We start from the raw sequence: 26,742 nt of genomic DNA, 5'->3' as shown, positions 1-26,742 counted from the left end.
AACCCGATGGACTTCAAGGTCGCCGACCTCTCCCTGGCCGACTTCGGCCGCACCGAGATCCAGCTCGCCGAGCACGAGATGCCGGGCCTGATGGCGATGCGCGAGCGCTACGGCAGCACCAAGCCCCTGGCCGGTGCGCGCGTCGCCGGCTCGCTGCACATGACGATCCAGACCGCGGTCCTCATCGAGACCCTCGTCCACCTCGGCGCCGAGGTGCGCTGGGCCTCGTGCAACATCTTCTCCACCCAGGACCACGCGGCTGCCGCTGTCGCGGTCGGCCCCGACGGCACTGTCGACTCCCCGGCCGGCGTGCCGGTGTTCGCCTGGAAGGGCGAGTCGCTCGAGGAGTACTGGTGGTGCACCCAGCAGATCCTGATGTGGCCGGACGCCGCCGACGGGTCCAAGCGCTTCGCCAACATGATCCTCGACGACGGCGGAGACGCGACCCTGCTGGTCCACCTCGGCCTCGACGCCGAGAAGAACGGCGTCGCCCCCGACCCGGCCTCCGCGACCAGCCACGAGCAGCAGGTCATCTTCCAGGTCCTCACCGACTCGCTCGCCGAGAGCAGCGACCGCTGGACCAGGATCGCCGAGCAGATCCAGGGCGTCACCGAGGAGACCACCACCGGCGTCCACCGCCTCTACGACATGATGCGCGAGGGCTCGCTGCTGTTCCCCGCTATCAACGTCAACGACTCGGTCACCAAGTCGAAGTTCGACAACAAGTACGGCTGCCGCCACTCGCTCATCGACGGCCTCAACCGCGCCACCGACGTGCTGATCGGCGGCAAGGTTGCCGTCATCTGCGGCTACGGCGATGTGGGCAAGGGCTGCGCCGAGTCGCTGCGCGGCCAGGGCGCCCGCGTCATCGTCACCGAGATCGACCCGATCTGTGCCCTGCAGGCTGCGATGGACGGCTACCAGGTCGCCCGCCTCGACGACGTCCTCGACATCGCGGACATCATCATCACCGCGACCGGCAACAAGGACGTCGTCACCGTCGAGCAGATGTCGCGGATGAAGCACAACGCGATCCTGGGCAACATCGGCCACTTCGACAACGAGATCGACATGGCCGGCCTGGAGAAGTACGACGGTGTCTCCCGCCACAACGTGAAGCCCCAGGTCGACCTGTGGACCTTCCCGGCGGGCAACGCCATCATCGTGCTGTCCGAGGGCCGCCTGATGAACCTCGGCAACGCCACCGGCCACCCGAGCTTCGTGATGTCCAACTCCTTCACCAACCAGGTGCTGGCCCAGATCGAGCTGTTCACCAAGCCCGACGACTACCCGATCGGCGTCTACGTGCTGCCCAAGCACCTCGACGAGGAGGTCGCCCGCCTCCACCTCGACTCCCTCGGCGCCAAGCTCACCGAGCTCACCGACGCCCAGGCGTCGTACCTGGGTGTGCCGGTCGAAGGCCCGTACAAGGGCGACCAGTACAGGTACTGAGCGGGGTTACGTACCCGGACATGGCACAACTCGGCGGAATCCGAGGGGGGCGCTGGCACTATTGGCGCCATGACTACCGGCACTGACATCGGCTCCAAGGGGCGGGTGCTCGTCGTGGACGACGACGCCTCGCTCGCCGAGATGTTGATGATCGTGCTGCGTCAGGAGGGCTTCGAGGGGCGCATCTGTCCGCGAGGCGACCTGGCGATGGATGCGTTCCACGACTTCAGGCCCGACCTGGTGCTGCTCGACGTGATGCTGCCGGGCAAGGACGGCATCGACGTCTGCAAGGAGATCCGCTCGGAGTCGGGTGTGCCGATCGTGATGCTGACGGCCAAGGGCGACACGGTCGACGTGGTGGTCGGGCTCGAGACCGGGGCCGACGACTACGTCGTCAAGCCGTTCAAGCCCAAGGAGCTCGTCGCGCGCATCAGGGCGCGGGTGCGTCGCTTCGACACCAGCGACCACGAGGCGCTGACCATCGGCGACCTGTCGATCGACGTGGCCGGCCACTCGGTCACCCGCGACGGTCAGCAGATCAACCTGACGCCACTGGAGTTCGACCTGCTCGTCTGCCTGGCCCGCAAGCCCTGGCAGGTGTTCACCCGCGAGGTGCTCCTCGAGCAGGTCTGGGGCTACCGCCACGCCGCAGACACCCGACTGGTCAACGTGCACGTGCAACGCTTGCGCTCCAAGGTCGAACACGACCCCGAGAACCCGGAGATCGTCGTGACCGTGCGAGGCGTCGGTTACAAGGCCGGGACCGGCTGACAGCCGAACCCTGATGGCGAGCACCACCTTCCGATCCGCCGTACGTCGGGCGCTGACGTTCTGGCGCCGGTCGATCCAGGCACGGGTCGTGGCGAGCACGATGGTGCTCTCGGCCATCGTGGTCAGCGCCGTCGGGTGGTTCCTGCTCCAGCAGACCCGCGACGGCCTGCTCCAGCACCGGGCCGACGCCGTGCTCACCGAGGTCGGCACCGCGATGGCCGACGCCAACGAGCAGCTCGACAACGCCAGCACGACCGACAACGACGCCGATGACCAGTACGCCCAGCTGTCCGACCAGCTCCAGCAGCGCGGTAGCTCGCGCGGGTACAGCCTGCTGATCTTCGGCCCGGTGGGGACGACGGCCGGCTTCGGCGAGGGCGCCTTCTACACAGCCGGGCTCAGGTCCGACAGCATCCCCGCCTCCCTGCAACGGCACTTCAACGAGGTGGCCGACACCGCATGGACCTACACGACCATCCACCAGCGCGGCCGCGCCGACGGCCCGGGCCTCGTGGTCGGCTCCCAGCTCCAGCTGCCCGCCGACGGCGGCATCTACACGGCGTACTTCCTGTTCCCCCTCGACGAGGAGCAGGAAACGCTGGCCCTGGTGACCCGGGCCCTGGTGACCGCCGCCGCGCTGCTCCTCGTGCTGATCGCCGGCCTGGCCTGGCTGGTCACGCGGCAGGTCGTCACGCCCGTCCGGATGGCGCGCCGGGTGGCCGAGCGGCTGGCCGCGGGGCACCTCCAAGAGCGCGTCAAGGTCAGCGGAGAAGACGACCTCGCCCGCCTGGCGACCTCGTTCAACCAGATGGCCAGCAACCTCCAGCGCCAGATCCGCCAGCTCGAGGAGCTCAGCCGCGTCCAGCAGCAGTTCGTGTCGGATGTGTCCCACGAGCTGCGCACGCCGCTGACGACGGTCCGGATGGCCGGAGACGTGCTGCACGACGCACGACGGTCCTTCGACCCCGCGACGTCCCGGGCGGCAGAGCTGCTGCAGAAGGAGCTGGACAGGTTCGAGACGTTGCTGGTCGACCTCCTCGAGATCAGCAGGTTCGACGCAGGGGCCGCGGTGCTCGAGCTCGACGAGGTCAACCTGGTCGACGTGGCCCACCGCGTCGTCGACCAGACCCGGGCGCTGGCCGACCAGCGAGCCACCCGCGTGGTCGTCGACGCGCCGGGCCATCCCTGCCTCGCCGAGGCAGACGTACGCCGGGTCGAGCGCATCGTGCGCAACCTGGTGACCAACGCCATCGACCATGCCGAGACCCGCGACATCGTGGTGCACGTCGGTGGTGACGACCAGGCCGCCGCGATCGCCGTGCGCGACTACGGCGTCGGGCTCAAGCCGGGGGAGTCGGCGATGGTGTTCAACCGCTTCTGGCGCTCCGACCCGGCGCGGGCCCGCACCAGCGGCGGCACCGGCCTGGGGCTGTCGATCTCGCTCGAGGACACCCACCTGCACGGCGGCTGGCTCCAGGCCTGGGGCCGGTTGGGTGAGGGCGCGCAGTTCCGGCTCACCTTGCCCCGCAGGGCCGGCATGCCGCTGCGGCAGAGCCCGCTGCCGCTGGTGCCGGCCGATGCGCGCGAGGTGGTGGGCTGATGTCCGCACGCACCCGCCGTACGACGTGGCTCGCCGCCGCGCTCCTGGCAGTGCTGACCACGACAGCCTGCATCTCCGTGCCCGACACGGGTCCGGTCGTGCCGGTCCAAGACGAGGTGCAGACGCAGCCCGACGTCGGCATCGAGCGCGGCGCCGCGCCCCCGCAGGAGGGCCAGTCGCCCCAGAACATCGTCAACGGCTTCCTGCGCGCGATGACGGCGTACCCGGTGCGCACCGAGGTCGCCCGCCAGTACCTCTCCAGCGCGGCGGCCGAGGCCTGGAACCCGGCCAGCAAGATCATCACCTACGAGGGGCGCGGCAGCCTGCGCGGCACCAGCACGGTGCGGGTGGCCCTCCAGGGTGCGCACTGGGTCGACTCGCGCGGCACCTGGCGGGGCCAGCGCGGAACCGGCGACGTCCAGCTCAGCTTCCCCATGGTCAAGGAAGGCGACGAGTGGCGCATCGACGGCGTCGTCGACGCCCTGGTCGTGCCCGACACCTGGTTCCACGACCGCTACCGGCAGGCGTCGGTCTACTTCCTCGACCCGACCGCCAGCATCTTGGTGCCCGAGCAGGTCTTCGTCCGTATCGACCAGGTCACCGGCTCCCTGGTGCAGGCCTTGCTCGACGGGCCGGGCCCGGAGCTCGACCACGTCGTGCGCTCGTTCGTGCCCGAAGGGCTCACCTTGGGCCTGTCGGTACCGGTGTCCGACGACGGCAGGGCGGCGATCACGCTCGAGGGAGACGTGGGGGCCTTGACCCCAGCAGCGGCTCAGCCGCTGATCTACCAGTTCGCCTGGACGCTGCACCAGGACCCGCGGATCAAGTCGTTCAGCATCACGCTCAACAAGCAACCGGTCACGCTGCCCGGCTTCGGCGGCACCCAGTTCAGTGTCGACCTCGGTTCGGAGTACAGCCCTGCGGACGTGTCGGCGAGCTCGGCGCTGTTCGAGTTGCGCGACGGTCTGCTGGAGTCGGGCGACCCCTCGAACAGCACCCCGGTGGACGGACCGCTGGGCCAGACCGCCTACGGCATCGAGAGCTTCGCGGTCAGCCTCAAAGGCGACCTGGCCGCCACGGTCGCGGCGAACCACACCGCGCTCGCCCTCACGTCGGTCGCCGACGACTCGCACCCCTACCAGCAGGTCATCAGCGGCGCCGGCAACCTGCTCAAGCCGAGCTGGGACTTCGCCGGCCGGGTGTGGCTGGTCGACAACCGTCGCGGTGGCGCACGGGTCAGCGTCATCGACACCACGCGCGACGACACGTTGGTCGTCACCAAGTACGTCCGGGGGATCTCCGGTGAGGACGTCCAGGCGTTCATGGTCTCGCGCGACGGCACTCGGCTGGTCGCCGTGGTCCGCGGTGGCGACGCCGACGTCCTGCGGCTGAGCCGGATCCGCTACGACGCGCTGGGCACGTTGCGCACCGTGACGCCGTCTCGCGACCTGGCGTGGGGAGCGGTCGACCGTCAGCGCATCATCGACATCGGCTGGAACTCCACGACGACCGTCGGCGTGCTCCACCAGTTCACGCCCAACGTCGCGCAGTTCGTGGCGGTGCCCGTCGACGGGTCGACCGGGCTCGAGGACCGGCTGACCCAGACCGGCCGCGCCACCGCCCTCGTCTGCTCGCCGACGCCCGAGGAGACGCTCTACATCCGCACCGAGGACGGCCTCCAGGACACCACCGGTGCCGAGGGCGGGGTCACCGTGCCGCTGCCCGCCGACGTCTCGGCGGTCCAGTACGTCGGCTGAGCCAGGACTTCGTCTTGTCCACAGATGGGCGTGGGGTCGGTTGAGCCGATGGGTGGGCTCGTGGTCGCATCGACCGTGACCCTCGACCGCACGCTCCGGCTGCTCGATCTCCTGACCGACGCGGCCGTCGACCTCTTGCTCGGCTCGCGGTGTGTCGGCTGCGACCGACCGGGTCGCCTGGTGTGCCGTGGCTGTCTGGCCAGCCTCGACTCGCCACCGCGACCGGCGTGGCCGACACCGGTGCCGCCGGGACTGGTGGCGCCGTGGACCGGCGCCGAGTACGCCGGCACCGCGCGGGCGCTCGTCGTCGGCCACAAGGAGCACGCCATGCACGGGCTTCGCGGGCCGTTGTCCGCCCTGCTCGCGGAGGCGGTGAGCGGCGCCGTCGATGCCGTGGGTGCCTCCGGCTGCGTCGTCGTCCTCGTGCCCGTGCCGTCGCGGCCGAGCACCGTGCGGGCCCGCGGCCACGACCCGACCTGGACCATCACCCGCGGGGCAGTCGCGCGGCTTCGTCGTGCCGGGTACGACGTGCGCGCCAGGAGGCTGCTGCGCCTGCGGGCACGCGTGGCCGACCAGGCGGGTCTCGACGCGGCAGGCAGAGCAGCCAACCTGGCCGGGTCGATGTGGTGCCCGAGTCGCGGTGTGCGGCGCCTGGCTCGCTCGCTGGGGGACCGCCGTACCGACGTCGTCGTGGTCGTCTGCGACGACGTGCTGACCACGGGATCGACGGCGGGCGAGGCCCAGCGGGCGCTGCGTTCGAGCGGCCTTCGGGTAGTCGCGGTGGCAACCGCGTCCGCCACCCGGAAGCGAACCGGTGCCGGGGTTTCGCCGTAACCAGGCATGGCCTACGGTCGATGTATGGAGTCCGTCCGGGTCCGTGGTTGCACCGCCCGGGCACCCGAGTGGTCACCACTCGGCGCTGCTGGGCGGCTAGCCGATGCCAGTCGCAGGCGAAACGGTCCACGTAACCGCGGGAGGTCCGGCCTCGTTGTCGGCCTCGTAGCGGGATCACGGTGCGGCTTAGAGGTAAGTCCTGCCTCGTCCGCGTCATCCGACATGACGCGCGAAGGGAGAAGGGCAGTAGTGGCAGACAAGCTGCGAACCCCTCAGCAGGCGGTTGTGGGGACGAAGACCAGGTCGGCCGGGCGGACTCCACCCCATCGCGGCACCTGACCAGAAGCAGACCCGAACGACACCTGGAGGTACCTATGGACGTGGTCGTCACCGGCCGGCACTGTGAGCTCTCCGATCGTTTCCGCACCCACGTCACCGAGAAGCTCTCCCGGCTCGAGAAGCACGACCATCGCATCATCCGCGTCCAGGTCGAGGTCGAGAAGGAGCGCAACCCACGCCAGGCCGACCGCGCGGTTCGCGTGGAGCTGACCGCCTTCTCCAAGGGACCGGTGATCCGCGCCGAGGCGGCCGCGGAGGACAAGATGGGCGCCCTGGACCTGGCGCTCGACAAGATGGCGGCCCAGATGCGCCGGGCGGCCGACCGGCGGCGCGAGCACAAGAACAAGCACGAGCGGCTCACCGACCTGCTCGAGGAGCCGACGCCGTCCGACGGCTCGGCCGTCGACGACGTCACCGAGATCGAGCACCAGGTCGGCCCCATCGCAGTCACGGGCCAGGGACCGCTCGTGGTCCGCGAGAAGACCCACGCGGCGGCGCCGATGACCCTGGAGCAGGCGCTCTACGAGATGGAGCTGGTCGGTCACGACTTCTACCTCTACGTCGACAAGGACACCGACCGACCGTGCGTGGTCTACCGCCGCAAGGGCTACGACTACGGCGTGATCTCGCTCGAGGTGAAGGACTAGTCAGGGTGTAGCCCGACTCACCTAGAGGGTGCCCGAGGCGACACCGCCCGTTCGGGCCATTGACCCCTAGTGATCCAGGTTGGCGAACCTGGCCCCGACATGGCCCAGCCGTGTCATGATGCCGGGGTGTCTGTGAACTCCCCCCTTCCGGAATCGGCTGCCCCCGAGCCGACTCGGGTCCTGGTCGTCGACGACCAGGAGCTGTTCCGTCGGGGCCTGACCATGCTGCTGGCCGCCGAGGACGGCATCGAGGTCGTCGGTGAGGCCGGCGACGGCGTCGAGGGCGTCGCGCTCGCCGCCAGCACCGCTCCGGACGTCGTCCTGCTGGACATCCGGATGCCCAAGCGCTCCGGCATCGAGGCCTGCCAGGAGATCAAGGAGGCCGTGCCGGCCGCCAAGATCATCATGCTCACCTCCTCCGACGAGGAGGCCGACCTCTACGAGGCCGTCAAGAGCGGTGCCTCCGGCTACCTGCTCAAGGACTCCTCGATCGACGAGGTCTCCCAAGCGGTCCGCGTCGTGGCCGACGGCCAGTCGCTGATCAGCCCGTCGATGGCGGTCAAGCTGATCGACGAGTTCAAGCAGATGTCGCGCCCGGACCGTTCGGCCGTACCCGGGCTGCGCCTGACCGAGCGCGAGCTCGAGGTGCTGCGCCTGGTGGCCAAGGGCCACAACAACCGCGAGATCGCCCGCCAGCTGTTCATCAGCGAGAACACCGTCAAGAACCACGTCCGCAACCTCCTCGAGAAGCTGCAGCTGCACTCCCGCATGGAGGCCGTGATGTACGCCGTCCGCGAGAAGCTGCTCGACCTCCCCTGACCGACTCGTGGTGTCGGTGGGGGCTACTAGCCTCGCCCGGGTGACCAAGGGTGTGACCACGCTCAGCACCAGCCAGGCCCGGCGCATCGCGCTCGCGGCCCAGGGGTTTCTCGACAAGCCGCACCTGCCGCCCACCCTGCGCACGCTCAACCGCACCCTCGAGCGCACCGGGGTGCTCCAGGTCGACTCCGTCAACGTGCTGCAGCGCGCTCACTTCATGCCGCTCTACTCCCGGATGGGCGCCTACGACGTCGACCTGCTCGCCCGGGCCCAAACAATGACTGGCTCGCGCAGGCCGCGCCGGCTGGTCGAGTACTGGGCGCACGTCCAGGCGTTGATGCCGGTCGAGCTGTGGCCGGTGATGCGACACCGGATGGCGTCCTACCGCACCCAGAAGCACAAGTGGTGGGGGAGCGAGGTCAGCGAGGACCTGGTCGCCAACCTGATGGCCGAGATCGCCGACCGCGGGGCGTGCACGGCCCGCGACCTCGACGACGGGCTGCCGCGTGACAAGTTGCACTGGGGCTGGAACTGGTCGGCCACCAAGCGCGCGCTCGACTACCTCTACATGGTCGGCGACGTGGCCATCGCCGGGCGCAACAGCCAGTTCGAGGTCCGCTACGACCTCCCCGAGCGGGTGCTGCCCGCCGACGTGCTCAACGCACCCACGCCGACGGTCGAGGAGGCCGACCTCGAGCTGGTCCGCCGTGCTGCCCGCTCTCACGGCGTGGCGACGGTCCGGTGCCTGGCCGACTACTACCGCACCCTCCAGGAGCCGGCCAAGCGGGCCGTGGACCGGCTCGTCGAGGAGGGCGAGCTCGAGCCCGTGCGGATCGAGGGCTGGAACCGTCCGGCCTACCTGCACCGCGACGCCCACCGCCCGCGCCGGGTCGAGGCCCACTCGCTGCTGAGCCCCTTCGACCCGGTCTGCTGGCTGCGCGAGCGCACCGAGAAGCTCTTCGACTTCCACTACCGCATCGAGATCTACACCCCCGCCGCGCAGCGCCAGTACGGCTACTACGTCCTGCCGTTCCTGCTGGGCGAGGAGATCGTGGGTCGTGTCGACCTCAAGGCCGACCGGCAGTCGGGGCGGCTGGTCGTGAAGGCGGCCTACGCCGAGCCCGCCCGACGATCCTGGGCCCCCGTCGAGACTGCTGAGGAGCTCTCGGCCGAGCTCGTCCGCCTGGCCGGCTGGCTGGGGATGGACTCGCTCACGGTCGAGCCCCGTGGCGATCTGGCGCCCCTGCTCCGTTTCTGACGAGCGCCTCGATCCGGTCAGCCGCGTTGGCGGCTCCGGGCATGGCTCGGACCGCTGCGCCCAGACGGGCCGCGGCCGCACGGTGAGGGCCGTCGGCCAGCAACTCCTCGATCACCGGCCGCAGGCTGGCGGCGTCGGCCTTCTTGCGCACCACACGTCCGGCGCCGGCGGCCGCGACGGTCCTGCCTACCATCGGCTGGTCGAGCAGCGGGTGCATCGGCATCACGACCAGCGGGAGGTCGTGGGCGAGGGCCTGCATGGTCGTGGAGTGACCGCCGTGCCCCACGACGAGCGACATCTGCGGCATCAGCTCAGCGTGCGCGACGAACCGGTGCACCTCGTGGTTGGCGGCGGTGCGCAGGCTCGTCGGGTCGACGACCGGACCCGTCGTCACGACGATGCGAGCATCGATACCGGCGGTCGCGTCCAACACCGTCTGCAAGCACTCCTGCAGCTTCGGGAAGCGGAACGTGCTCAGGCTGACCAGCACCGCAGGGTCCGTCTCGATGCGCGGCGAGAACGGCACGACCGGTCCGACGTACTCGACCTCCGGACGCGGCGAGGCACCTGCCGGGTCCAGCCTCGGCAGGCTCGCGACGTACGTCGCGCTCGCGGCCGCCAACGAAGCGTCGGGCCGCAACCGCATGAGCCGCATCCCGAGCCCCATCGGTCCGCGCAGCCAGCCCTTGCGGAAGTACGTGTCGTACAAGTGCTCCAAGACGGCGTACGGCGTACCCGACTCGCGAAGCGCCTCCATCACGCCGAACAGCAAGCAGTCCACGACGACCAGGTCGGCGGGACGCTCGGCCAGGGCGGCCATGACGTCGCGGCCCAGCCCGCGGTCGCCGAAAGTCTTCACCAGGGCGATCGGGGAGTTGGCGTCGGTCGCCGAGAAGCGTCGGGCCTCGCGGGCCGGCGCGACCTCGAAGCCGGCCTCGGTCAGCGACTCCGCCTGCCGAGGGTGGCCGGCGAAGCGCACGCTGTGGCCGCGGCGCTTGAGCTCCGCGGCGATGCCCACGGCCGGCTGCACGTTGCCGCCACCATCCCAGGTGACGACGAGGATCTCGCTCATGACTGCTCCTTGGTGACAGACGCCAAGACGGCGTCGACGAGAGCGCGCATCCGTCGCTCGGTGACGGCACGCGAGTGGCCGCGGTCCAGCCGCAGCAGCTTCCAGGTGTAGACGTCGGTGGCGACGACGAGCAGGTCGAGCGTCGACTCGTCGTGCGGCTCGAACGCGTCGTGCACCCAGGCCCGGTGCATGGCCTTGCCGCGGTCGGTCGCCTTGCGCGCCACGTCGTCGTGGCTCTCCTGGGCCAGCATGAGCAGCGACGCGTGGCCGCGGCTCTCGTAGTGGTCGACCACGGTTCGCACCGCCGCGTCCACATCGCCCGGCGTCGTACGACGCTCCTCCTCGGTCTCGAGCATGGCCGCGTCCATCGCCTCGGCGAACAGCCCGTCGCGCGAGCCGAACTGGCGCAGCACCGTCTGCACACTGACACCGGCCCGCTCCGCGACGGCGTCGAGGGTGATCTCGGCGAACGGCCGGACACCTGCCAGCCCGATGAGGGCCTCGAGGATCCGGTGCCGGGTGTCCTGCACGGCCTGGGCCCGGGCGCCCATGGTGTACTTGCGCGTGGTTTTCATGTTGGTGTCAGTTCACACCAATATCTGATTCGCGTCAATGCTTGTTAACATCAAAGACATCGTCGGTTCCAGCCCCTCCCCACCCGCTGGGTAGAGTGGCGCCGCTGTTCTTCGCACTACTGCCAGACGTGTGTCAACCGAGGGAGTGCCCGCCCGTGCCTGCGATTCTCGACCGACTGCTCCGCATCGGCGAAGGCAAGATCCTGCGTCAGCTCGAGACGGTGGCCAAGGCGGTCAACGCCATCGAGGACGACTTCGTCAAGATGACCGACGCCGAGCTCCAGGGCATGACTGATGAGTTCAAGGCCCGCCTTGCCCAGGGCGAGACGCTCGACGACCTGATGCCCGAGGCGTTCGCGACGGTTCGCGAGGCCGCCAAGCGGGTCATCGGCCAGCGTCACTACGACGTGCAGATCATGGGCGGGGCCGCGCTCCACATGGGCAACATCGCCGAGATGAAGACCGGCGAGGGCAAGACGCTGGTCGCGACCTTGCCGTCCTACCTCAACGCCCTCAACGGCAAGGGCGTCCACGTCGTCACCGTCAACGACTACCTCGCCAAGTACCACGCCGAGTGGATGGGTCGCATCCACCACTTCCTGGGCCTGACGACCGGCGTGATCCTGCCGCAGATGCGTCCCGACGAGCGCCGTGTGGCCTACAACTGCGACATCACCTACGGCACCAACAACGAGCTCGGCTTCGACTACCTGCGCGACAACATGGCCAGCACCATCGAGGACTGCGTGCAGCGCGGCCACGTCTTCGCCGTCGTCGACGAGGTCGACTCGATCCTCATCGACGAGGCCCGCACCCCCTTGATCATCAGCGGCCCGACCCAAGACGAGGTCCGCTGGTACGCCGAGTTCGCCAAGATCGTCAAGACGTTGCACCGCGACGTCGACTACGAGGTCGACGAGAAGAAGCGCACCATCTCGGTGCTCGAGCCCGGCATCACCAAGGTCGAGGACCACCTGGGCATCGAGAACCTCTACGAGTCGGCCAACACCCCGCTCATCTCCTTCCTCAACAACTCCATCAAGGCCAAGGAGCTGTTCCGCAACGACAAGGAGTACGTCGTCATCGAGGGCGAGGTGCTCATCGTCGACGAGCACACCGGGCGCATGCTCGCCGGTCGCCGCTACAACGACGGCCTCCACCAGGCGATCGAGGCCAAGGAAGGCGTGACCGTCCGCGAGGAGTACCAGACGCTCGCGACCGTCACCCTCCAGAACTACTTCCGCCTCTACGAGAAGCTCTCCGGCATGACCGGCACGGCGATGACCGAGGCCTCGGAGTTCGACAAGATCTACAAGCTCGGCGTGGTGCCGATCCCGACCAACCTGCCCATGGTCCGCCAGGACCAGCCCGACCTGGTCTACCGCACCGAGGAGGCCAAGTACGACGCGGTCGTCGACGACATCGCCGAGCGCAACGCCAAGGGCCAGCCGGTCCTGGTCGGCACGGTCTCGGTCGAGAAGTCCGAGCTGTTGTCGGGTCTGCTCAAGAAACGCGGCGTCCCCCACACGGTCCTCAACGCCAAGATGCACGCCGACGAGGCGAAGGTCGTGGCGCTGGCCGGTCACAAGGGTGCCGTCACCGTGGCCACCAACATGGCCGGTCGAGGCACCGACATCATGCTCGGCGGCTCGGTCGACTTCCTCGCCGACGCCGAGCTGCGCAAGCAGGGGCTCGACCCGTTCGAGGACGGCGACGCCTACGAGACGGCCTGGCCGGCGATGGTCGAGAAGATCAAGGCCCAGGTCAAGAACGAGCACGACGAGGTTCGCGCGCTGGGCGGCCTCTACGTCGTCGGCACCGAGCGCCACGAGTCGCGCCGCATCGACAACCAGCTCCGCGGCCGATCCGGCCGTCAGGGCGACCCGGGTGAGTCCCGCTTCTACCTCTCGCTGCAAGACGAGCTGATGCGGCTGTTCAAGTCCGACTGGGTCGACCGCGTGCTCCAGGTGCTCAAGATCCCCGACGACGTCCCGATCGAGAACAAGCGCGTGACCGGCGCGATCGCCAACGCCCAGGGGCAGATCGAGTCCCAGAACTTCGAGTCCCGCAAGAACGTCTTGAAGTACGACGACGTGATGGATCGCCAGCGCCACGTCATCTACGCCGAGCGTCGCCGCGTCCTGGAGGGCGCCGACCTCGAGGACCAGATCAGCTCGTTCATCGACGACGTGGTCGAGGGCTTCGTGCGCGGCGCGACCGAGGGCTTCGCCGAGGAGTGGCAGCTCGACGAGCTGTGGGTCCAGCTGGGCCAGATCTGGCCGGTCGGCGTCGACTTGAAGGTGTTGGCGAAGGAGGCCGGAGATGTCGCCAACATCGAGCGCGAGCACCTCATCGAGGTCCTCAAGCAAGACGCTCACGAGGCCTACGACCGCCGCGAGGCCGAGGTCGGCTCGGAGGTGATGCGCGAGCTCGAGCGCCGCGTCGTCCTCTCGGTGCTCGACCGCAAGTGGCGCGAGCACCTCTACGAGATGGACTACCTGCGCGAGGGCATCTACCTGCGCGCCTACTCCCAGCGCGACCCGCTCGTCGAGTACCAGCGCGAGGGCTTCGACATGTTCGCCGCGGTCATGGACGGCATCAAGGAGGAGTCGGTCGGCTTCTTGTTCAACCTGGAGGTCCAGATCGAGGACGACGAGGAGGACGCCGGCTCCGAGGAGTTCGAGCCGATGCGTGCCGAGCTCCCGTCACTGACGAGCGACCCCGGCGTGATCGACCTCTCGGCCCAGCCGCAGCCGTCGGTGTTCGAGAAGCCCGCAGACACCGGTCGCGAGAAGCCGCGGGTCCGGGCCAAGGGTCTCGACAAGCCGAAGCAGCCCCAGAACCTCTCCTACTCCGCGCCGTCGGAGCAGGGCGAGGTCGAGGTCGCGGGTGCCAGCGGAGCCACCAGTGCGGGCGATGAGTTCTCCGAGGTGGGTCGCAACCAGCTGTGCCCGTGCGGCTCCGGCAAGAAGTACAAGCGCTGCCACGGAGCACCTGGCGGCCCCACTGGTCTGACTGCGCGCGTCAGCTGAGCGGTCCGCCGGGGCGCTGGTAGGCCTCGGCGACGATCTCGGCGACCACCGAGAGCGCGATCTCGCCGGCAGACTTGCCGCCGAGGTTGTGACCGGCCGGCACGCGCAGCTTGTCGAGCCCCGGCGTGCCCTCCTCCCTGAGCGCCTCGAGCAGGCCCTCCGCACGTCGGCGGCTGGCCATCATCGCGACGTACGACGCCTCGGAGGCCAGCGCCTCGCGCAGGACCGCCGGCGCATCGGGTGCGTCGTGGTCGCACAGCACGACCGCGTCGCCGACCGACGGCTGCGCGAGCCCGAGCCCGGGACCGCCGTCGTCGTCGGCGATCACCACCACCTCGTGACCGACGACATGGGCGATGGCCTCGATGGCAGCGGAGATCGGGTTGGCCGACAACAGGATCACCCGACCGCGCGTGCGCTCGTCGTCGCGCCAGGGCTGCTCGCGATGGCTGTGGGTCACCTCGGCATTCTGACCACAGCCTCAGGCGAACTCCAAGGCGGTGCAGACCCAGCGGTCGCGCCGCCGCTCGAACCTGGCGGCGACCGCGCGGGAGCGGCTTCCGTAGCGGACGTGGGCGCAGACCTCCACGACGCGATCGCTGAGGAAGCACGAGCGCAACCCGACGACCTGGGGCCGGGTGCCCTGGATCCCGCCCTGCCCCGGGGTTCGGCCCACCGCCCGCGCCACGAGCAGGGCGCGACGCCCCAGGTCCTGGTAGACGGTCGGGGTGGTCCACCGGAGCACCTGGGAGACCGGTCGATCGCCGCCGACGATCTCGACGATCGCCTGCAGCAGTCGTCCGGCGAAGCGCTCGACCTCGTGGCGAGCGGCACGGTCGATGTCGATGACCTGGGCGCCGGTCCCTGCAGAGGGCACGGTCTCGGGCGGGTCGTGTCGAGGGGTGAGGTCCAGGGCCAAGGTGCCCTGGACACTGGCCACGGCGACCGCGTGCCCTCGCGCGAGGGGCAGGTGCGCGACGGTGGCGACCGAGGCGTTCACCGGTCGATCCCGGCAGCGTCGACAGCGGGCATCTGGAGCCGTTGTCCGGGCTCGATGTGCCCCGGGTCTGGCCCGATCAGGTCGCGGTTGAGGGCGTAGATGGCGGGCCAGGCCCGCGCCGTCTCGGCGTCCGTCGCGTCATCGCCGAGGTGATCGGCGGCGATGTGCCACAGCGTGTCTCCAGGCTCGACGAGCACGGTGGAGTGCGCGGTCGAGGTGCGCTGCTCGTCGCCGGGTGCCAGTGGCGCGACAGCGACGCGTTCGGGCAGTCGCAGGCCGGACAGGTGGGGAGCGAGGTCGGGTCCGGCATCGGAGCCGACGGCGAGCGCAGGCCCGCTCAGGATGCCGGTCACGCCTCCGGTCAGCGCGACCCCGCACATGGCCAGCGTGGCCCGGCGCACGAACGCGGGGACGCCGCGGCGCAGTCGCCCACTCCCACGCCACGTGTCGACGACCACCACGGTGGCCGTGATCCACAACCAGCAGGTGACCGCCAGCCCGACCACAGCACAGGCCCAGACGAGTGCGGTGTCGAAGCCGACGCCAGCTGCCCCGCCGCGTTGCCAGGCGGCCCACCCCTCCGACACCGGTGCCAACAGTCCACCCACGAGAGCGACACCGGCTGCGGTGACGACTCCCCACGCCAGCACGCAACGTGTGCGTGAGGCTCTCGACCCGAGATTCATCGCGAACCTTTCGTTTGCTTCTGTTTGCTTCAGTTAAGAGGCGATACCCAGCGATCACCAAGGACGGTCGTGAAATTGGTGTCTGAAAGGCTCGCGCCGTGACCTCGGACCGTCGCCTCTTCGACTTCCTCGACGACCTCGAGGGGCAGGCGGCAGCTCTCTACGCCGCCGAGCGGGAAGCGGAGGCCATCGACCGCAGCCGGGCCGAGTACGCATCGGTGACGCTGGGAGGTCGGCTGATGGCCTCGCTCGACCTGGAGGTCGGACTCCAGGTCGACGGCGTAGGTCCGCTGAGCGGACGACTCCGTCGGGTCGGCACCGGCTGGTGCCTGGTGGCCTCACGGCTCGGCGAGTGGCTCGTCCCGCTGGCCGCCGTCACCGCTGCTGACGGTCTCTCCGAACGAGCGGTTCCCGAGGCCGCGTGGCCGGCCGTCTCGAGACTCGGTCTCGGGTCCGTGCTGCGCCGCCTCGCCGACGACTCCACACCTTGCCGGGTGTTCACGCGCGGCGGTGGGCGCCACGAGGTGGTGCTCCGACGGGTCGGCGCCGACTTCGTGGAGGTCGATGTGGTCGGCGAGCCGCCACGTCGCCGGGTGCTGTCACTGGCGGCGATCGGTGCCGTGCAGAGCCAGACCGAGGTCGGCTGAGCGGTGGGCTGCCTCAGCCGATGTTGATCGCTACGGCGAGCGCGACGTAGAGACCCACGGCGACCACGAATCCCGACGCCAGGGGCGTGAACGGTTGCGGCTCCTCGCGCAGGCGAGACCAGGCGAGCACGCCGCCGAGGACCAAGGCCATCGCCACGGCCAAGGGCGGGAGGAACACCGCCAGCACGGCCCCCAGCGCGAATCCTCCGGCGACGCGGAGCGCGACCCCGATCCCCGATGCGCCCTCGACATCGCTGGTCATCGAGGTCAGGCCCAGGTCAACCCGATGGTCAGGCTCGCCAGCTCCCAGCCCAGGACTCCCGTCAGGCACCCGGCCGCCATCGCGGTCAAGGTGTCGTCGCCATCGGAGGTCAGGCTGGCCCAGGCCAGGATGCAGCCCAACACGATCGCGACCGCGATGCCTGCCGCCGGGAACTGGACCGCCATCATGGCGCCGAAGGCAGCACCGATCGCCAGCTGCCACCATCGTGCGATCGACATCATGGGCGCCGCCTCAGGTTGCATCGAGGTCGTAGGGAGGGGTCTCGTCGGCGCGCAGGGCGCGCGGACGTCGCACCGGCTCGTCGTCGACCTCGTTCATGGCGTCCATGATCTGCTTGCGGACGATGGTGCGCGGATCCAGGTCGCGCAGCTGCAGGTCGGCGTACTCGGGGCCGAGCTCGCTGCGCAGCTCGTCACGGGCGGCATGGGCGAAGCTGCGCAGCTGTCGCGCCATCCGTCCGGCTTGTCGGGCGACGTCGGGGAGCCGGTCGGGACCGAAGACGAAGATCGCGACCAGCGCGATCACGAACATCTCCTGGAGACCGACCCCGAACACGAGTCAGAACCTACTGGTCGGGGTGAGGCCCAGCTGGAGTCCGGCCAGACCTCGTCCTCGGCCGACTAGACGGGTCGCGACCTCGCGCAGCCCCACCGCCGCGGGGTTGGTGGGGTCGGACTCCACGATCGGCTTGCCCGCATCGCCACCTTCGCGCAAGGACGGCTCGAGGGGGATGCGGGCCAAGACGGGTACGTCGTAGCCGAACCGCTCCGACAAGGTGGCAGCCACCCGGTCGCCACCGCCCGATCCGAAGACGTCGATCTGGTGGGACGGGCCGCAGTGGGGACACGACAGCGAGCTCATGTTCTCGATGACGCCGACGACGCGCTGGTGCATCATCGAGGCCATGGTGCCGGCGCGCTCGGCGACCTCGGCTGCAGCCTCCTGAGGCGTGGTGACCACCACGACCTCGGCTCCGGGCAGGTGCTGCCCCAAGGAGATGGCCACATCGCCCGTGCCGGGCGGGAGGTCGAGCAGCAGCACGTCGAGGTCGCCCCAGTAGACGTCGGACAGCATCTGCACCAGCGCCCGGTCGAGCATCGGGCCGCGCCATGCGACCACCTGGTCGCGCCGCGGCTTGAGCATCCCGATCGAGATCACGCTGACTCCCGACGCCGTCGGGACCGGCATGATCAGCTCCTCGACCTGGGTCGGGCGAGCGTCGGCGATGCCCAGCATGGCCGGCACCGAGTGGCCGTAGACGTCGGCGTCGACGATGCCGACCGAGCGCCCCTGTGCGGCCATGGCCAGCGCCAGGTTGACCGTGACCGAGGACTTGCCCACGCCGCCCTTGCCGCTGGCGATCGCGAAGACCTTGGTCAGCGAGCCGGGCTGGGCGAAGGGGATCTCTCGCTGCGCCTGCCCCCCGCGTAGCTGCTGTTGCAAGCCGGCGCGTTGTTCGGCCGACATCACCCCCAGCGTCAGCTCGACGTCGGTCACACCCGGCACGGCACGGAGCGCGGCGTTGACGTCGCGGTTGATGGTGTCCTTCAGCGGGCAGCCGGCGACCGTGAGGAGCACCGTGAGGCGGACGATGCCGCCGTCGATCTCGACGCTGTCGACCATCCCGAGCTCGGTGATGGGTTGCTTGATCTCGGGGTCGTTGACCTGGGCGAGTGCGGCGTCGACGGCTTCGTGCGACGGCGTGGTCAGGGACGTGCTCATGGTGCGGCGAGTCTAGGCGGTGGCACCTCGCGGGCCTGCGCGCGCCCCGGGACGCGGGATCCCTCGCGACCGGAGTCCGATGAAGATATTATCTTCACTTGTAAGAAAGTAAGGTATAGTCTTCATTGTGTCGCAAAAGAAGGTAGGACCTTCATCCGCGGCTGCGGTCGCCACCTTGCTCGGCGACGTGGTCGGATCGCGCACCACTACCGACCGTCGCGCCCTCCACGCCCGCCTGAGCGGTCGCCTCGAGGAGCTCAACGACCTGCTGCGCAGCGAGGAGCGAGCCACGGGCGAGCAGGTGGTCATGTCGCCGCTACGCATCACCGCCGGCGACGAGTACCAGGGCACCTTCGCCCGGGTCGGGGGCGCCTTGGGGGCGGCCAGGTGGCTGAGGCTGTCGCTGTGGCCCGAGGTGGACGTGCGTCAGGGCGTCGGCTGGGGTCCTGTGGAGGTGCTCGACGAGGACCCGCGGGTCGAGGACGGCCCGGGGTGGTGGGCGGCCAGGGCGGCCATCATCGCCGTCGAGGAGGCTGCCGAGCGAGCGGGGCACCGTCGTCGCCGGACGGCCTACCGGCTGGCCGAGGGCTGCACCGGCGCCGACGAGAGCACGGTGAACGCGGCGCTGATGCTGCGCGACGAGCTGCTCGGGCGTTTGTCGGAGCGGTCGTTGGGGGTGCTTCGTGGTCTGCTGTCGGGCAGGACCCAGCGCGAGATCGCCGAGGATGAGGCCATCTCCGCCTCGGCGGTGTCGCAACGGGTCCGACATGACGGACTGGCCGTGCTGGTGGCGGCCGAGGAGCTACTGGGAGGCATCCACTGAGCTGGTTGGCACTGCTGCTGGTCGCGATGGGCGTGACCGACCTGGTGCACTCGGTGCGCCCCACTCGCTTCCTCCCCGGCGTTGTCGGCGCGGCCCTCACCGTCGTGATCGGCCTCCTCGCCGGGCTGACGGGCTGGCCCGACCTGGTTGCCGTTCTTGCCCTGGGCGGGTTTGCGCTCGCCTGGGAGCGAGTGGTGGCCCTCGGGTTCCGCACTGCCCGTGCCGGACTCCCGCTGGCCATGCTCGGAGTCGGAGCCGCGACGGTGGTGCTGCTGTCCGGGGCGGCGTCCGGGGCAGGTGGGCCCTACGCCGACTGGCTTGCTGGCGTGCGCCTGCCCGTGCTGAGCGGCCTCGACCCCGATCGTGCCCTGCTACTGGCAGGGGTGCTGCTTGCCCAGCTCTCGACCGGCAACGTAGTCGTGCGCCTGGTCCTCTCAGCGACCGGGACGATGCGACCGAGCACGCTGGGCGGACTGCAGGGTCCGGCCCGCACGCTCAAGGGCGGACGTCTGCTCGGGCCTCTCGAGCGGCTGTTCATCCTCGGGTTCGGTCTGTCCGGCAACCTCACCGCCGCCGCGATCGTGGTCGCGGCCAAGGGGCTGCTGCGGTGGCCCGAGCTGTCCTCGCCGCAGGAGCAGGACAAGGTGCACCGCCTGACCGAGTACTTCCTGGTGGGCTCGTTCGTGAGCTGGCTGATCCCGCTGACCGGGCTGGTGCTGCTGTCCTGACTCGTGCCTACGCGCCCTCGCGGTCGCCGCTCTCGTCCTCGTCGTCGTCGAGCTTGGCGCGCTCCTCGAGCTCGCTGAGCAGGGACCGCAGCTCGGAGCGCAGGAAGTCGCGAGTGGTGACCTCCCCGACCGCCATCCGCAGGGAGGCGACCTCCCGCGCCAAGAACTCCATGTCGGCGTGTGCTCGCGCGTCGGCCTGACGGTCCTGCTCGTAGGTGACCCGGTCCCGAGCCTCCTGGCGGTTCTGGGCCAGCAGGATGAGCGGGGCGGCGTAGGACGCCTGGAGGCTGAGCATCAAGGTGAGCATGATGAAGGACGGCGCTGCGTCCCACTGCAGGCGCTCAGGTGCCAGCGTGTTCCAGAGCAGCCACGCCGCGACGAAGCCCGACATGTAGATCAGGAACCGTGCGGTGCCCATGAACCGCGCGAACTGCTCGGCGAAGACCCCGAACCGGTCCGCGTCGTAGGCCGGCCGCCGCACCAGCTGACGGCGGGTCTCGCGAGGGGTGTCGAGCCGCGCGCGTCGCGAAGACCCCGAGAGCTCAGACACTGCGCACCGCCCGGTCGCGCCAGTTCTCGGGGAGCATGTGGTCGAGCAGGTCGTCGACCGTCACGGCGCCCAGCAGGTGGCCGTCCTCGTCGACGACCGGGGCCGCCACCAGGTTGTACGTCGCGAGATGTGCCGCGACCTCGTCGATGGTGGCCTCCACGCGCAGGTTCTCCATGGAGTCGTCGAGCGCTCCGGCCACCAGCGTCGACGGAGGCTCGCGTAGCAACCTCTGGATGTGGGCGACCCCGAGGAACCGGCCGGTCGGGGTCTCCAGCGGCTGACGGCAGACGTAGACCAGGGCGGCCAGGGCCGGGGTCAGGTCGGGGTTGCGCACGTGGGCGAGCGCATCGGCGATGGTCGCATCGGGTCCGAGGATCACCGGCTCGGAGGTCATCATGGCGCCGGCGGTGTTCTCGACGTAGGACATCAGTCGCTTGACGTCCTCGGCCTCCTCGGGCTCCATGAGCATCAGCAGCTGCTCGGCCCTCTCGGGCGGGAGCTCGGCGATCAGGTCGGCGGCGTCGTCGGGGTCCATCTCCTCCAGTACGTCGGCGGCCCGCTCGCCCTCGAGGTAGCCGAGGATCTCGACCTGGTCCTCCTCGGGAAGCTCCTCGAGGACGTCGGCGAGCCGCTCGTCGGTCAGCGCGGCGACCACCGCCGTACGACGCTCCGGGGGCAGGTCGTGGATCACACTCGCGGCGTCAGCCGGACGCAGCTCGTTGAGGGCGTGGATCAGCTGGGTGGCGGCCTGGGCGGGCTCGCGCCGGGTCAGGCCCTCGACCTCTCCCCACTCGACCACGTGGGTCTGTCCGCGGCGGCGCAGTGCCTTGGCAGGCTCCTGGATCGCGACCCGGCTGACGACCCAGTCGCGGGTGCGGGCCTGTTCCATCGCGACGTCGTAGATGGTGGCGGTCACCCCGGTCGCCTTCACGGTGACGGTCTTGTCGAACAGCTGACCGACCACGAGCGTCTCGGTGGGACGTTGCTCGAAGCGGCGCATGTTGAGCAGACCGGTCGTGTAGACCGAGCCCGCGTCGATGTGGGTCACCCGCGTCATCGGCACGAAGATGCGCCGGCGTCCGAACACCTCGGCCACCATGCCGAGCACCCGCGGCTGGCTGACCTCGGAGCGAAGGGCCACCACGAGGTCGCGGACCTTGCCGACCTGGTCTCCTTGGGGGTCGAAGATCGGCAGTCCGACGAGCCGCGCGGCGTACACGCGGGACGGGCTGGTGCTCACATCCGCGAACGCTACTCGGGAGCGGTGCCACGATGGGCGCATGACGCGGCCAGACGGTCTGTCGGGCGGTCAGTCGGGCAGCACGAGACTGGTGCTGCACGTCGGGCTGCCGAAGACGGGAACGACGTACCTCCAGGCGTTGTTGGTCCGCCACCGCGACGCCTTGCGCGAGGCCGGGGTGCTCTACCCGTACCTCAGACCTCAGGCGATGTTCCTCGGCGCGGTGGAGGTGCGCGGCAGCCACGAGAAGTTCGGGCTGGGCGCAGCCGACGTGGCCGGCACGTGGCAGGCGCTCGCCGACCGCGTGCGCGCCCATGACGGCATCGCGGTGATCAGCCACGAGATCCTTGGCGGGGCCGAGCCGCACGAGATCGCGGCAGCACTGCAGCCCTACTCCGGACTTCAGGTCGACGTGGTCGTCACCGCGCGCGACCTCGGCCGTCAGACCACGGCCCATTGGCAGGAGGAGGTCAAGCTGGGCTCGGCGGCCTCGTTCGCCGACTTCGAGCGCGACCAGTACCTCGCCGACCATCCCGAACCACCGCCGCGGCCGCACTTCTGGCATGCACAGGACTACGCCGGGGCGCTGCGCCGCTGGTCGACGTTCGTGCCCGCCCAGCGGGTCCACCTGGTGACCTGCCCGCCGCCCGGAGCGGCCCCTGAGGTGCTGTGGTACCGGTTCGCCCAGGCCTGCGGCATCGAGGTCGAAGCGGCAGCCGTGGTCGACCCGCTCGCCGAGGCGCCGGCCAACATCTCGCTGACGCGGGAGGCGATAGCCGTGCTCCGAGCAGTCAACGCCGCCGTGGCCGGGCTCCTGACCCCGCGGGAGCACACGCAACTCGTCAAGCGCGAACTGGGGGAGGGGCTGTTGACCTCCTACTCCGGCACGAGACCACGTGCGCCGGCCTCGCTCACCGACGTACTGGTCCCGGCAGCGAACCGATGGCGACGCGAGATCGAGGCGAGCAGCCATCCGGTCCACGGAGACCTCGACGACCTCTCACCGCTGTTGGCGGGACCCGGTGAGCCTGCGCCCGACGCCGTTCCTCCCGGAGTCCCGGACCCTGCGGAGGTGGCCGCTCTCGTGGAGGAAGTACTCCGCCGGGTCGGGCAGGACCGCGTAGACTCACGCCATGACGGCGCGGGGAACCCTGGTGGCCTTGCTGATTCCCCTCGCGCTGTTGAGCGCCTGCGGAGACGACTCCGGCTCCTCCGTGGCCGATCCGTCGACAGCTGACTCGACCGCCACGCAGTCCACCACTTCCGCAGGGCCGAGCGAGTCCACGACTGCGGCCGAGCCCGAGACACCCGACTGGCCGGCCTGCGGTGACGTGTGGGTTGCCGACACCAGATTGAAGGCCGCCTACAAGGGCTGTCTCGACGGCACCGGGGCGGTCAAGGCCGACAACCTCTCGTGCGAGTCGGGCCAGCGGATCGTGCGCTACACCGACCGGTTCTACGCGGTGGCCGGCGGCAAGATCTACCAGACCATGGGTCCGCTGGAGAAGGACAAGGGCTACATCGAGATGGTCACCACCTGCCGCGGGTGAACACGCGGTGACGGTTTGCCCTGCTTGACGTTCGGCCAGTTATAGTGCCGGTTCGGCATCACGCCGCCCTCCCCGGGGGTTGGAGCTCGCCCGTGACCGGGCCTCAACGGGGGCCCGTTGACGACCAAGTTTCTTCAAAGGAGTGGCACGTGCGTCCTGCGCGCTTCCTGATCACCCTTGCCCTCGTTGCCAGCACGCTGGCGCTGGGCGCGACCACGACGGCGACGGCGGACGACGAGGCCCCGCCAGCCACGACCCTGCCCTCGCAGACCGGACCTGCGAAGTCGACCAGGGACGACAGCCCGGTGACCCGCCGCGCCGCGGCACCTCAGCGCTACGCGCCGTTGCCCGGGGTGGTGTTCAACACCGCGCTCGGCACCAAGAACAGCCGCAACGCGATCTTCGGCAAGATCATCAACGCCATCAACCACGCACCGAAGCGCTCTCGCATCCGGATCATGTCGTGGAACATCATGTCCCGCACAGCGGTTGACGCGCTGGTGCGTGCGCAGGCGCGCGGGGTCAAGATCCGGGTGCTGATGGACAACACCAACCTCGTCGACATCCCCAACCCGGGCTTCCGTCGCCTGCGGGCCACGTTCCACAAGTACAACCAGAAGCTCCCGATGAACCGCCGCAGCTACGCCAAGACCTGCATGCAGTCGTGTCGTGGCAACGCGGGGGCGGCCCACTCGAAGATCTACCTCTTCTCCCGCAGCGGCGCCGCCCAGAACGTCGTGATGTCGGGCTCGGCCAACCTCACGGTGGCCGGCGCGGTCAACCAGTGGAACGACATGTACACCTGGATCAACAACCCCGACCTGTACCAGTTCGCGGTGCGGGTCTACCGCGAGATGTGGGACGACCAGCCGGTCGACCAGCAGTTCGTGATGTTCACCGACGACCGCGACACCCTCGGCTTCACCCCGCTGGTCGGCCCGGGCGGCGTCCGCACCATGGACCCGATCCAAGAGCTCCTCGGCCGGGTCAAGTGCAAGGGCGCCAAGAACACCCGCAGCGGTCGCACGATCATCCGGGCGGCTCCTGACGTCATCCGCAACGACCGCGGCATGCTGATCGCCCAGCGACTCCGGGACCTGTGGGCCCAGGGCTGCGACGTGCGCATCGCCTACACGGTGATGGGGGTCGACATCTTCAAGCTGCTCAACCAGCCGACGGCGCGCGGCATCGTGCCCAAGAAGCACCTCGTTCAGGACTTCGACGGCGACGGCGAGTTCGACAACTACTTCCACCTCAAGGCGCTCACGGTCAACGGGGTCGTCGGCAACAACCGGAAGAAGTACGTCACCATCAACGGCTCCTCCAACTGGTCGGGCTACGCCGCGGTCTCCGACGAGAACTTCGGCATCATCAAGCGCCGCATCCCCACACTGCGCTACCAGTCCTTCATCGACTACTGGTACACCCACTTCCCCAAGAGCGTGCCGCTGGACCCCGGGACCTCGAGGCGGGTGGCCACCGGCGCGATCAACCCCTACGCGCACGTCGACATGGACTGACGTCAAGATGTGCCAGTGATGTGCCAGTGATGTGCCAATGATGTGCCGGTGATGACTCTGTGATCGCCAGCCGGGCCGGTGTCCGCCGCGTCGACGACGACGGCATCGCGTTGTGGGGCTTGGGCGACCGTGCCATCGACGTCTTGTTCGACGGACGTCGGGTGTGGTCGTTCTGGCTGCAGCGTGACACCGACTGGACCGTGCCAGGGGTGTGCTCCATCGGGTGGCCGGGCCCGCTGAAGAAGTTCCTGGACGGACACACCCGGCTCACCATCACCGAGCACGTCGGCGGGCGGGTCCTGTTCGAGCGGGAGCTCCAGTTCGGCACCGCTGAGCGGCGCATCGAGATCGTCGGGCGGTCCGGGGCGCCGATCAGCCTCGACAAGTCGGGCCGGATCAGTCCCACCTTCGACACCCGCTCTGCCGCTGACGTCGAGCCGTTGCTCCGGTCGATCCGCACCGTGATCGACGCGATCGGGTCGGCCGGCATCGAGGCGTTCGTGGCCTACGGCACGTTGTTGGGGGCCGTTCGCGAGCAGCGGCTGCTCGGCCACGACTCCGACGCCGACTTGGCCTACGTGAGCCGTTCGGGTCACCCGTGCGACGTCGTACGTGAGTCGTTCGCGCTCCAGCGCGTGATCAGCGAGCGTGGCTTTCGGACCTATCGCTACAGCGGTGCCGCGTTCCGCGTCGACGTCGTCGAGGGCGACGGGGCTGTTCGCGGTCTCGATGTGTTCGCCGGCTTCATCGACGACCCGGCAGAGGGCTCGGCGTACGGCGGACGGCTCTACCTGATGGGTGAGATCGGCGCCGACTACCGGCCCGAGTGGATCTACCCGTTGACCACCTGCACGCTGGGGGGCCACACCTTCCCGGCGCCGGCGGTGCCCGAGCGCTGGCTCGAGGCCGCCTACGGTCCCTCCTGGGCGGTCCCCGACCCGGCCTTCAAGTTCACCACCCCCGAACGCACCGTGCGCCAGCTGACGGGCTGGTTCCGCGGCACGTCGACCAACCGGTCCGCGTGGGAGCGGGCCTTCAGCGGCTCGCGGGGCAAGGTGCCCACGGGCGAGCCGTCGCTGCGGGCGCGTCGGGTGCGCGAGGTGCTCGCCGATGGCGGCACGGTCATCGACCTCGGCGCCGGCCGCGGTGCCGACAGTCTCTGGCTGGCCCGGCAGGGTCTGAGCGTGCACGCCTACGACTACGTCCCTTCGGCGACCTATCCCGCCCGCGACGCGGCCGTCGCCGAGGGCCACGACCTCACCGTGCGGATGCTCAACCTCGACGAGTGGCGCTCGGTCCTGGTCGAAGGGGCTCGGATGTCGCGTATCGAAGGACCGAAGGTGGTGTTGGCCCGCCACGTCGCGGACGCCACCGATGCCTTCGGTCGCGAGTCGTTGGCCCGCTTCGCCTCGATGTCGCTGCGCGGCGGCGGTCGCCTGTTCCTCGACGTCTGGACGGGTGGCGGCGCCGTGCCCGACCGGCTTCATGCCGTGGGCCTGGACCGGGTCGCTCGCTCGCTGACCAGGCAGGGTGCCAGAATCCTGGTGACCGACGAGCGACCGGCCCGCCCTGGCTCGCACCGCTCACGCCGTGGACGATTGGTGGCGCAATGGGACTGAGAGAGATCGCCGGACGGCTCGCCAGGCGAGACGGGGACCTCGCCGGTCGGGTTGCGGCGCTCGAGGCAGACGTGTTGGAGCTGCGGCGCCATCATGTCCGCCTCGCCGAGATCGCCGACGTGGTGCAGGAGCTCCTGGTGCCGTTGGCCTCGCGCGACCAGGCTCGCATCGACGAGGCGATCGAGAAGTTCTCGAAGAGTCTGTGAGAGTCCGTCCCT

Annotated in this window: 28 protein-coding genes; 17 read left to right on the top strand and 11 right to left on the bottom strand. The window is 69.7% G+C overall.

What is annotated here, in order from left to right; translation table 11 throughout:
* The first annotated feature begins 6 nt into the window (after positions 1-6).
* The 8 genes from ahcY (at position 7) to ISU10_RS01360 (ending at position 9,477) form a co-directional block, all read left to right on the top strand.
* Positions 7-1,452 (top strand): adenosylhomocysteinase, encoded by a 1,446-nt coding sequence (gene ahcY, locus ISU10_RS01395; protein ID WP_194694546.1) that lies wholly within the window; start codon positions 7-9, stop codon positions 1,450-1,452.
* Between the two features lie 69 nt (positions 1,453-1,521).
* Positions 1,522-2,223 carry an MtrAB system response regulator MtrA gene (mtrA, locus tag ISU10_RS01390; protein ID WP_194694545.1) on the top strand — a complete coding sequence of 234 codons (702 nt, stop codon included), beginning with the start codon at positions 1,522-1,524 and terminating at the stop codon, positions 2,221-2,223.
* Positions 2,224-2,236: 13 nt separating this feature from the next.
* Positions 2,237-3,823, top strand: a complete 1,587-nt coding sequence (gene mtrB, locus ISU10_RS01385; RefSeq protein WP_194694544.1) for an MtrAB system histidine kinase MtrB — start codon at positions 2,237-2,239, stop codon at positions 3,821-3,823.
* Positions 3,823-5,580 (top strand): LpqB family beta-propeller domain-containing protein, encoded by a 1,758-nt coding sequence (locus ISU10_RS01380; RefSeq protein WP_194694543.1) that lies wholly within the window; start codon positions 3,823-3,825, stop codon positions 5,578-5,580. The genes mtrB and ISU10_RS01380 overlap by 1 nt, the downstream gene beginning before the upstream one ends.
* Positions 5,581-5,640: 60 nt before the next feature.
* Positions 5,641-6,414 carry a ComF family protein gene (locus tag ISU10_RS01375; RefSeq protein ID WP_370864519.1) on the top strand — a complete coding sequence of 258 codons (774 nt, stop codon included), beginning with the start codon at positions 5,641-5,643 and terminating at the stop codon, positions 6,412-6,414.
* Positions 6,415-6,788: 374 nt separating this feature from the next.
* Positions 6,789-7,400 (top strand): ribosome hibernation-promoting factor, HPF/YfiA family, encoded by a 612-nt coding sequence (gene hpf / locus ISU10_RS01370; protein ID WP_194694542.1) that lies wholly within the window; start codon positions 6,789-6,791, stop codon positions 7,398-7,400.
* Between the two features lie 126 nt (positions 7,401-7,526).
* The gene (locus tag ISU10_RS01365; RefSeq protein ID WP_370864516.1) at positions 7,527-8,219 is read left to right on the top strand and encodes a response regulator; all 693 of its coding nucleotides are present in this window, start codon (positions 7,527-7,529) and stop codon (positions 8,217-8,219) included.
* 40 nt (positions 8,220-8,259) lie between these two features.
* Positions 8,260-9,477, top strand: a complete 1,218-nt coding sequence (locus tag ISU10_RS01360; protein WP_370864514.1) for a winged helix-turn-helix domain-containing protein — start codon at positions 8,260-8,262, stop codon at positions 9,475-9,477.
* Here the strand turns inward: ISU10_RS01360 and ISU10_RS01355 are convergent.
* On the bottom strand, positions 9,431-10,549 hold the full coding sequence (locus ISU10_RS01355) for a glycosyltransferase (protein WP_194694540.1): 1,119 nt from the start codon (positions 10,547-10,549) through the stop codon (positions 9,431-9,433). The two genes, ISU10_RS01360 and ISU10_RS01355, sit on opposite strands and share 47 nt — an antisense overlap.
* A complete protein-coding gene (locus ISU10_RS01350; RefSeq protein ID WP_194694539.1) occupies positions 10,546-11,124 on the bottom strand; it encodes a TetR/AcrR family transcriptional regulator in 579 nt (192 codons plus the stop codon). The genes ISU10_RS01355 and ISU10_RS01350 overlap by 4 nt, the downstream gene beginning before the upstream one ends.
* Positions 11,125-11,279: 155 nt before the next feature.
* Between ISU10_RS01350 and secA the strand changes: the two genes are divergently transcribed.
* The gene (secA, locus tag ISU10_RS01345; RefSeq protein ID WP_194694538.1) at positions 11,280-14,156 is read left to right on the top strand and encodes a preprotein translocase subunit SecA; all 2,877 of its coding nucleotides are present in this window, start codon (positions 11,280-11,282) and stop codon (positions 14,154-14,156) included.
* Here secA and ISU10_RS01340 read toward each other — a convergent pair.
* From ISU10_RS01340 to ISU10_RS01330, 3 genes are read right to left on the bottom strand one after another with little or no spacing between them, the layout of a single operon-like run.
* The gene (locus ISU10_RS01340; protein WP_194694537.1) at positions 14,149-14,616 is read right to left on the bottom strand and encodes an XdhC family protein; all 468 of its coding nucleotides are present in this window, start codon (positions 14,614-14,616) and stop codon (positions 14,149-14,151) included. The two genes, secA and ISU10_RS01340, sit on opposite strands and share 8 nt — an antisense overlap.
* Before the next feature lie 21 nt (positions 14,617-14,637).
* The gene (locus ISU10_RS01335) at positions 14,638-15,156 is read right to left on the bottom strand and encodes an Rv3235 family protein (protein ID WP_194694536.1); all 519 of its coding nucleotides are present in this window, start codon (positions 15,154-15,156) and stop codon (positions 14,638-14,640) included.
* The gene (locus ISU10_RS01330) at positions 15,153-15,806 is read right to left on the bottom strand and encodes a LysM peptidoglycan-binding domain-containing protein (RefSeq protein ID WP_370864511.1); all 654 of its coding nucleotides are present in this window, start codon (positions 15,804-15,806) and stop codon (positions 15,153-15,155) included. Before ISU10_RS01330 ends, ISU10_RS01335 begins: the two co-directional genes overlap by 4 nt.
* 134 nt (positions 15,807-15,940) lie before the next feature.
* Between ISU10_RS01330 and ISU10_RS01325 the strand changes: the two genes are divergently transcribed.
* Positions 15,941-16,489: a hypothetical protein gene (locus ISU10_RS01325; RefSeq protein WP_194694534.1), complete on the top strand. Its 549-nt coding sequence runs from the start codon at positions 15,941-15,943 to the stop codon at positions 16,487-16,489.
* A gap of 13 nt (positions 16,490-16,502) precedes the next feature.
* Here ISU10_RS01325 and ISU10_RS01320 read toward each other — a convergent pair whose 3' ends face one another.
* The 4 genes from ISU10_RS01320 to ISU10_RS01305 are packed head-to-tail and all read right to left on the bottom strand — an operon-like array spanning position 16,503 to position 18,494.
* Complete coding sequence (locus ISU10_RS01320) at positions 16,503-16,751, bottom strand: hypothetical protein (protein ID WP_194694533.1); 249 nt, start codon at positions 16,749-16,751, stop codon at positions 16,503-16,505.
* Between the two features lie 5 nt (positions 16,752-16,756).
* Positions 16,757-16,993 carry a hypothetical protein gene (locus tag ISU10_RS01315; protein ID WP_194694532.1) on the bottom strand — a complete coding sequence of 79 codons (237 nt, stop codon included), beginning with the start codon at positions 16,991-16,993 and terminating at the stop codon, positions 16,757-16,759.
* 10 nt (positions 16,994-17,003) lie between these two features.
* Positions 17,004-17,327, bottom strand: a complete 324-nt coding sequence (locus ISU10_RS01310) for a sec-independent translocase (protein ID WP_194694531.1) — start codon at positions 17,325-17,327, stop codon at positions 17,004-17,006.
* Positions 17,328-17,330: 3 nt separating this feature from the next.
* Positions 17,331-18,494 (bottom strand): Mrp/NBP35 family ATP-binding protein, encoded by a 1,164-nt coding sequence (locus ISU10_RS01305; RefSeq protein WP_194694530.1) that lies wholly within the window; start codon positions 18,492-18,494, stop codon positions 17,331-17,333.
* A gap of 127 nt (positions 18,495-18,621) precedes the next feature.
* Between ISU10_RS01305 and ISU10_RS01300 the strand changes: the two genes are divergently transcribed.
* Positions 18,622-19,317 (top strand): SatD family protein, encoded by a 696-nt coding sequence (locus tag ISU10_RS01300; protein WP_370864508.1) that lies wholly within the window; start codon positions 18,622-18,624, stop codon positions 19,315-19,317.
* A gap of 5 nt (positions 19,318-19,322) precedes the next feature.
* Entirely contained in the window at positions 19,323-20,045 is a 723-nt protein-coding gene (locus tag ISU10_RS01295) for a hypothetical protein (RefSeq protein WP_228499036.1), read from the top strand.
* Positions 20,046-20,052: 7 nt separating this feature from the next.
* Here ISU10_RS01295 and ISU10_RS01290 read toward each other — a convergent pair whose 3' ends face one another.
* Both ISU10_RS01290 and ISU10_RS01285 read right to left on the bottom strand, forming a co-directional pair.
* The gene (locus tag ISU10_RS01290; RefSeq protein ID WP_194694529.1) at positions 20,053-20,595 is read right to left on the bottom strand and encodes a DUF1003 domain-containing protein; all 543 of its coding nucleotides are present in this window, start codon (positions 20,593-20,595) and stop codon (positions 20,053-20,055) included.
* Positions 20,588-21,835, bottom strand: coding sequence for a magnesium transporter MgtE N-terminal domain-containing protein (locus tag ISU10_RS01285; RefSeq protein WP_194694528.1), 1,248 nt, complete (start codon positions 21,833-21,835; stop codon positions 20,588-20,590). The genes ISU10_RS01290 and ISU10_RS01285 overlap by 8 nt, the downstream gene beginning before the upstream one ends.
* 40 nt (positions 21,836-21,875) lie before the next feature.
* Here ISU10_RS01285 and ISU10_RS01280 point away from each other — a divergent pair, with 40 nt between their 5' ends.
* From ISU10_RS01280 to ISU10_RS01260, 5 genes are all read left to right on the top strand, one after another.
* Positions 21,876-23,072, top strand: coding sequence for a hypothetical protein (locus tag ISU10_RS01280; protein ID WP_194694527.1), 1,197 nt, complete (start codon positions 21,876-21,878; stop codon positions 23,070-23,072).
* The gene (locus ISU10_RS01275) at positions 23,050-23,385 is read left to right on the top strand and encodes a hypothetical protein (protein WP_194694526.1); all 336 of its coding nucleotides are present in this window, start codon (positions 23,050-23,052) and stop codon (positions 23,383-23,385) included. The genes ISU10_RS01280 and ISU10_RS01275 overlap by 23 nt, the downstream gene beginning before the upstream one ends.
* A gap of 149 nt (positions 23,386-23,534) precedes the next feature.
* Positions 23,535-24,905, top strand: a complete 1,371-nt coding sequence (locus tag ISU10_RS01270; protein ID WP_194694525.1) for a phospholipase D-like domain-containing protein — start codon at positions 23,535-23,537, stop codon at positions 24,903-24,905.
* Between the two features lie 59 nt (positions 24,906-24,964).
* Positions 24,965-26,524 carry a LicD family protein gene (locus ISU10_RS01265; RefSeq protein ID WP_194694524.1) on the top strand — a complete coding sequence of 520 codons (1,560 nt, stop codon included), beginning with the start codon at positions 24,965-24,967 and terminating at the stop codon, positions 26,522-26,524.
* On the top strand, positions 26,515-26,730 hold the full coding sequence (locus ISU10_RS01260; protein ID WP_194694523.1) for a DUF6752 domain-containing protein: 216 nt from the start codon (positions 26,515-26,517) through the stop codon (positions 26,728-26,730). The genes ISU10_RS01265 and ISU10_RS01260 overlap by 10 nt, the downstream gene beginning before the upstream one ends.
* Positions 26,731-26,742: the final 12 nt, after the last annotated feature.

The organism is Nocardioides agariphilus (assembly GCF_015352445.1).
GTDB lineage: Bacteria > Actinomycetota > Actinomycetes > Propionibacteriales > Nocardioidaceae > Nocardioides > Nocardioides agariphilus.
This window is presented reverse-complemented; position numbering and strand designations above follow the sequence as displayed.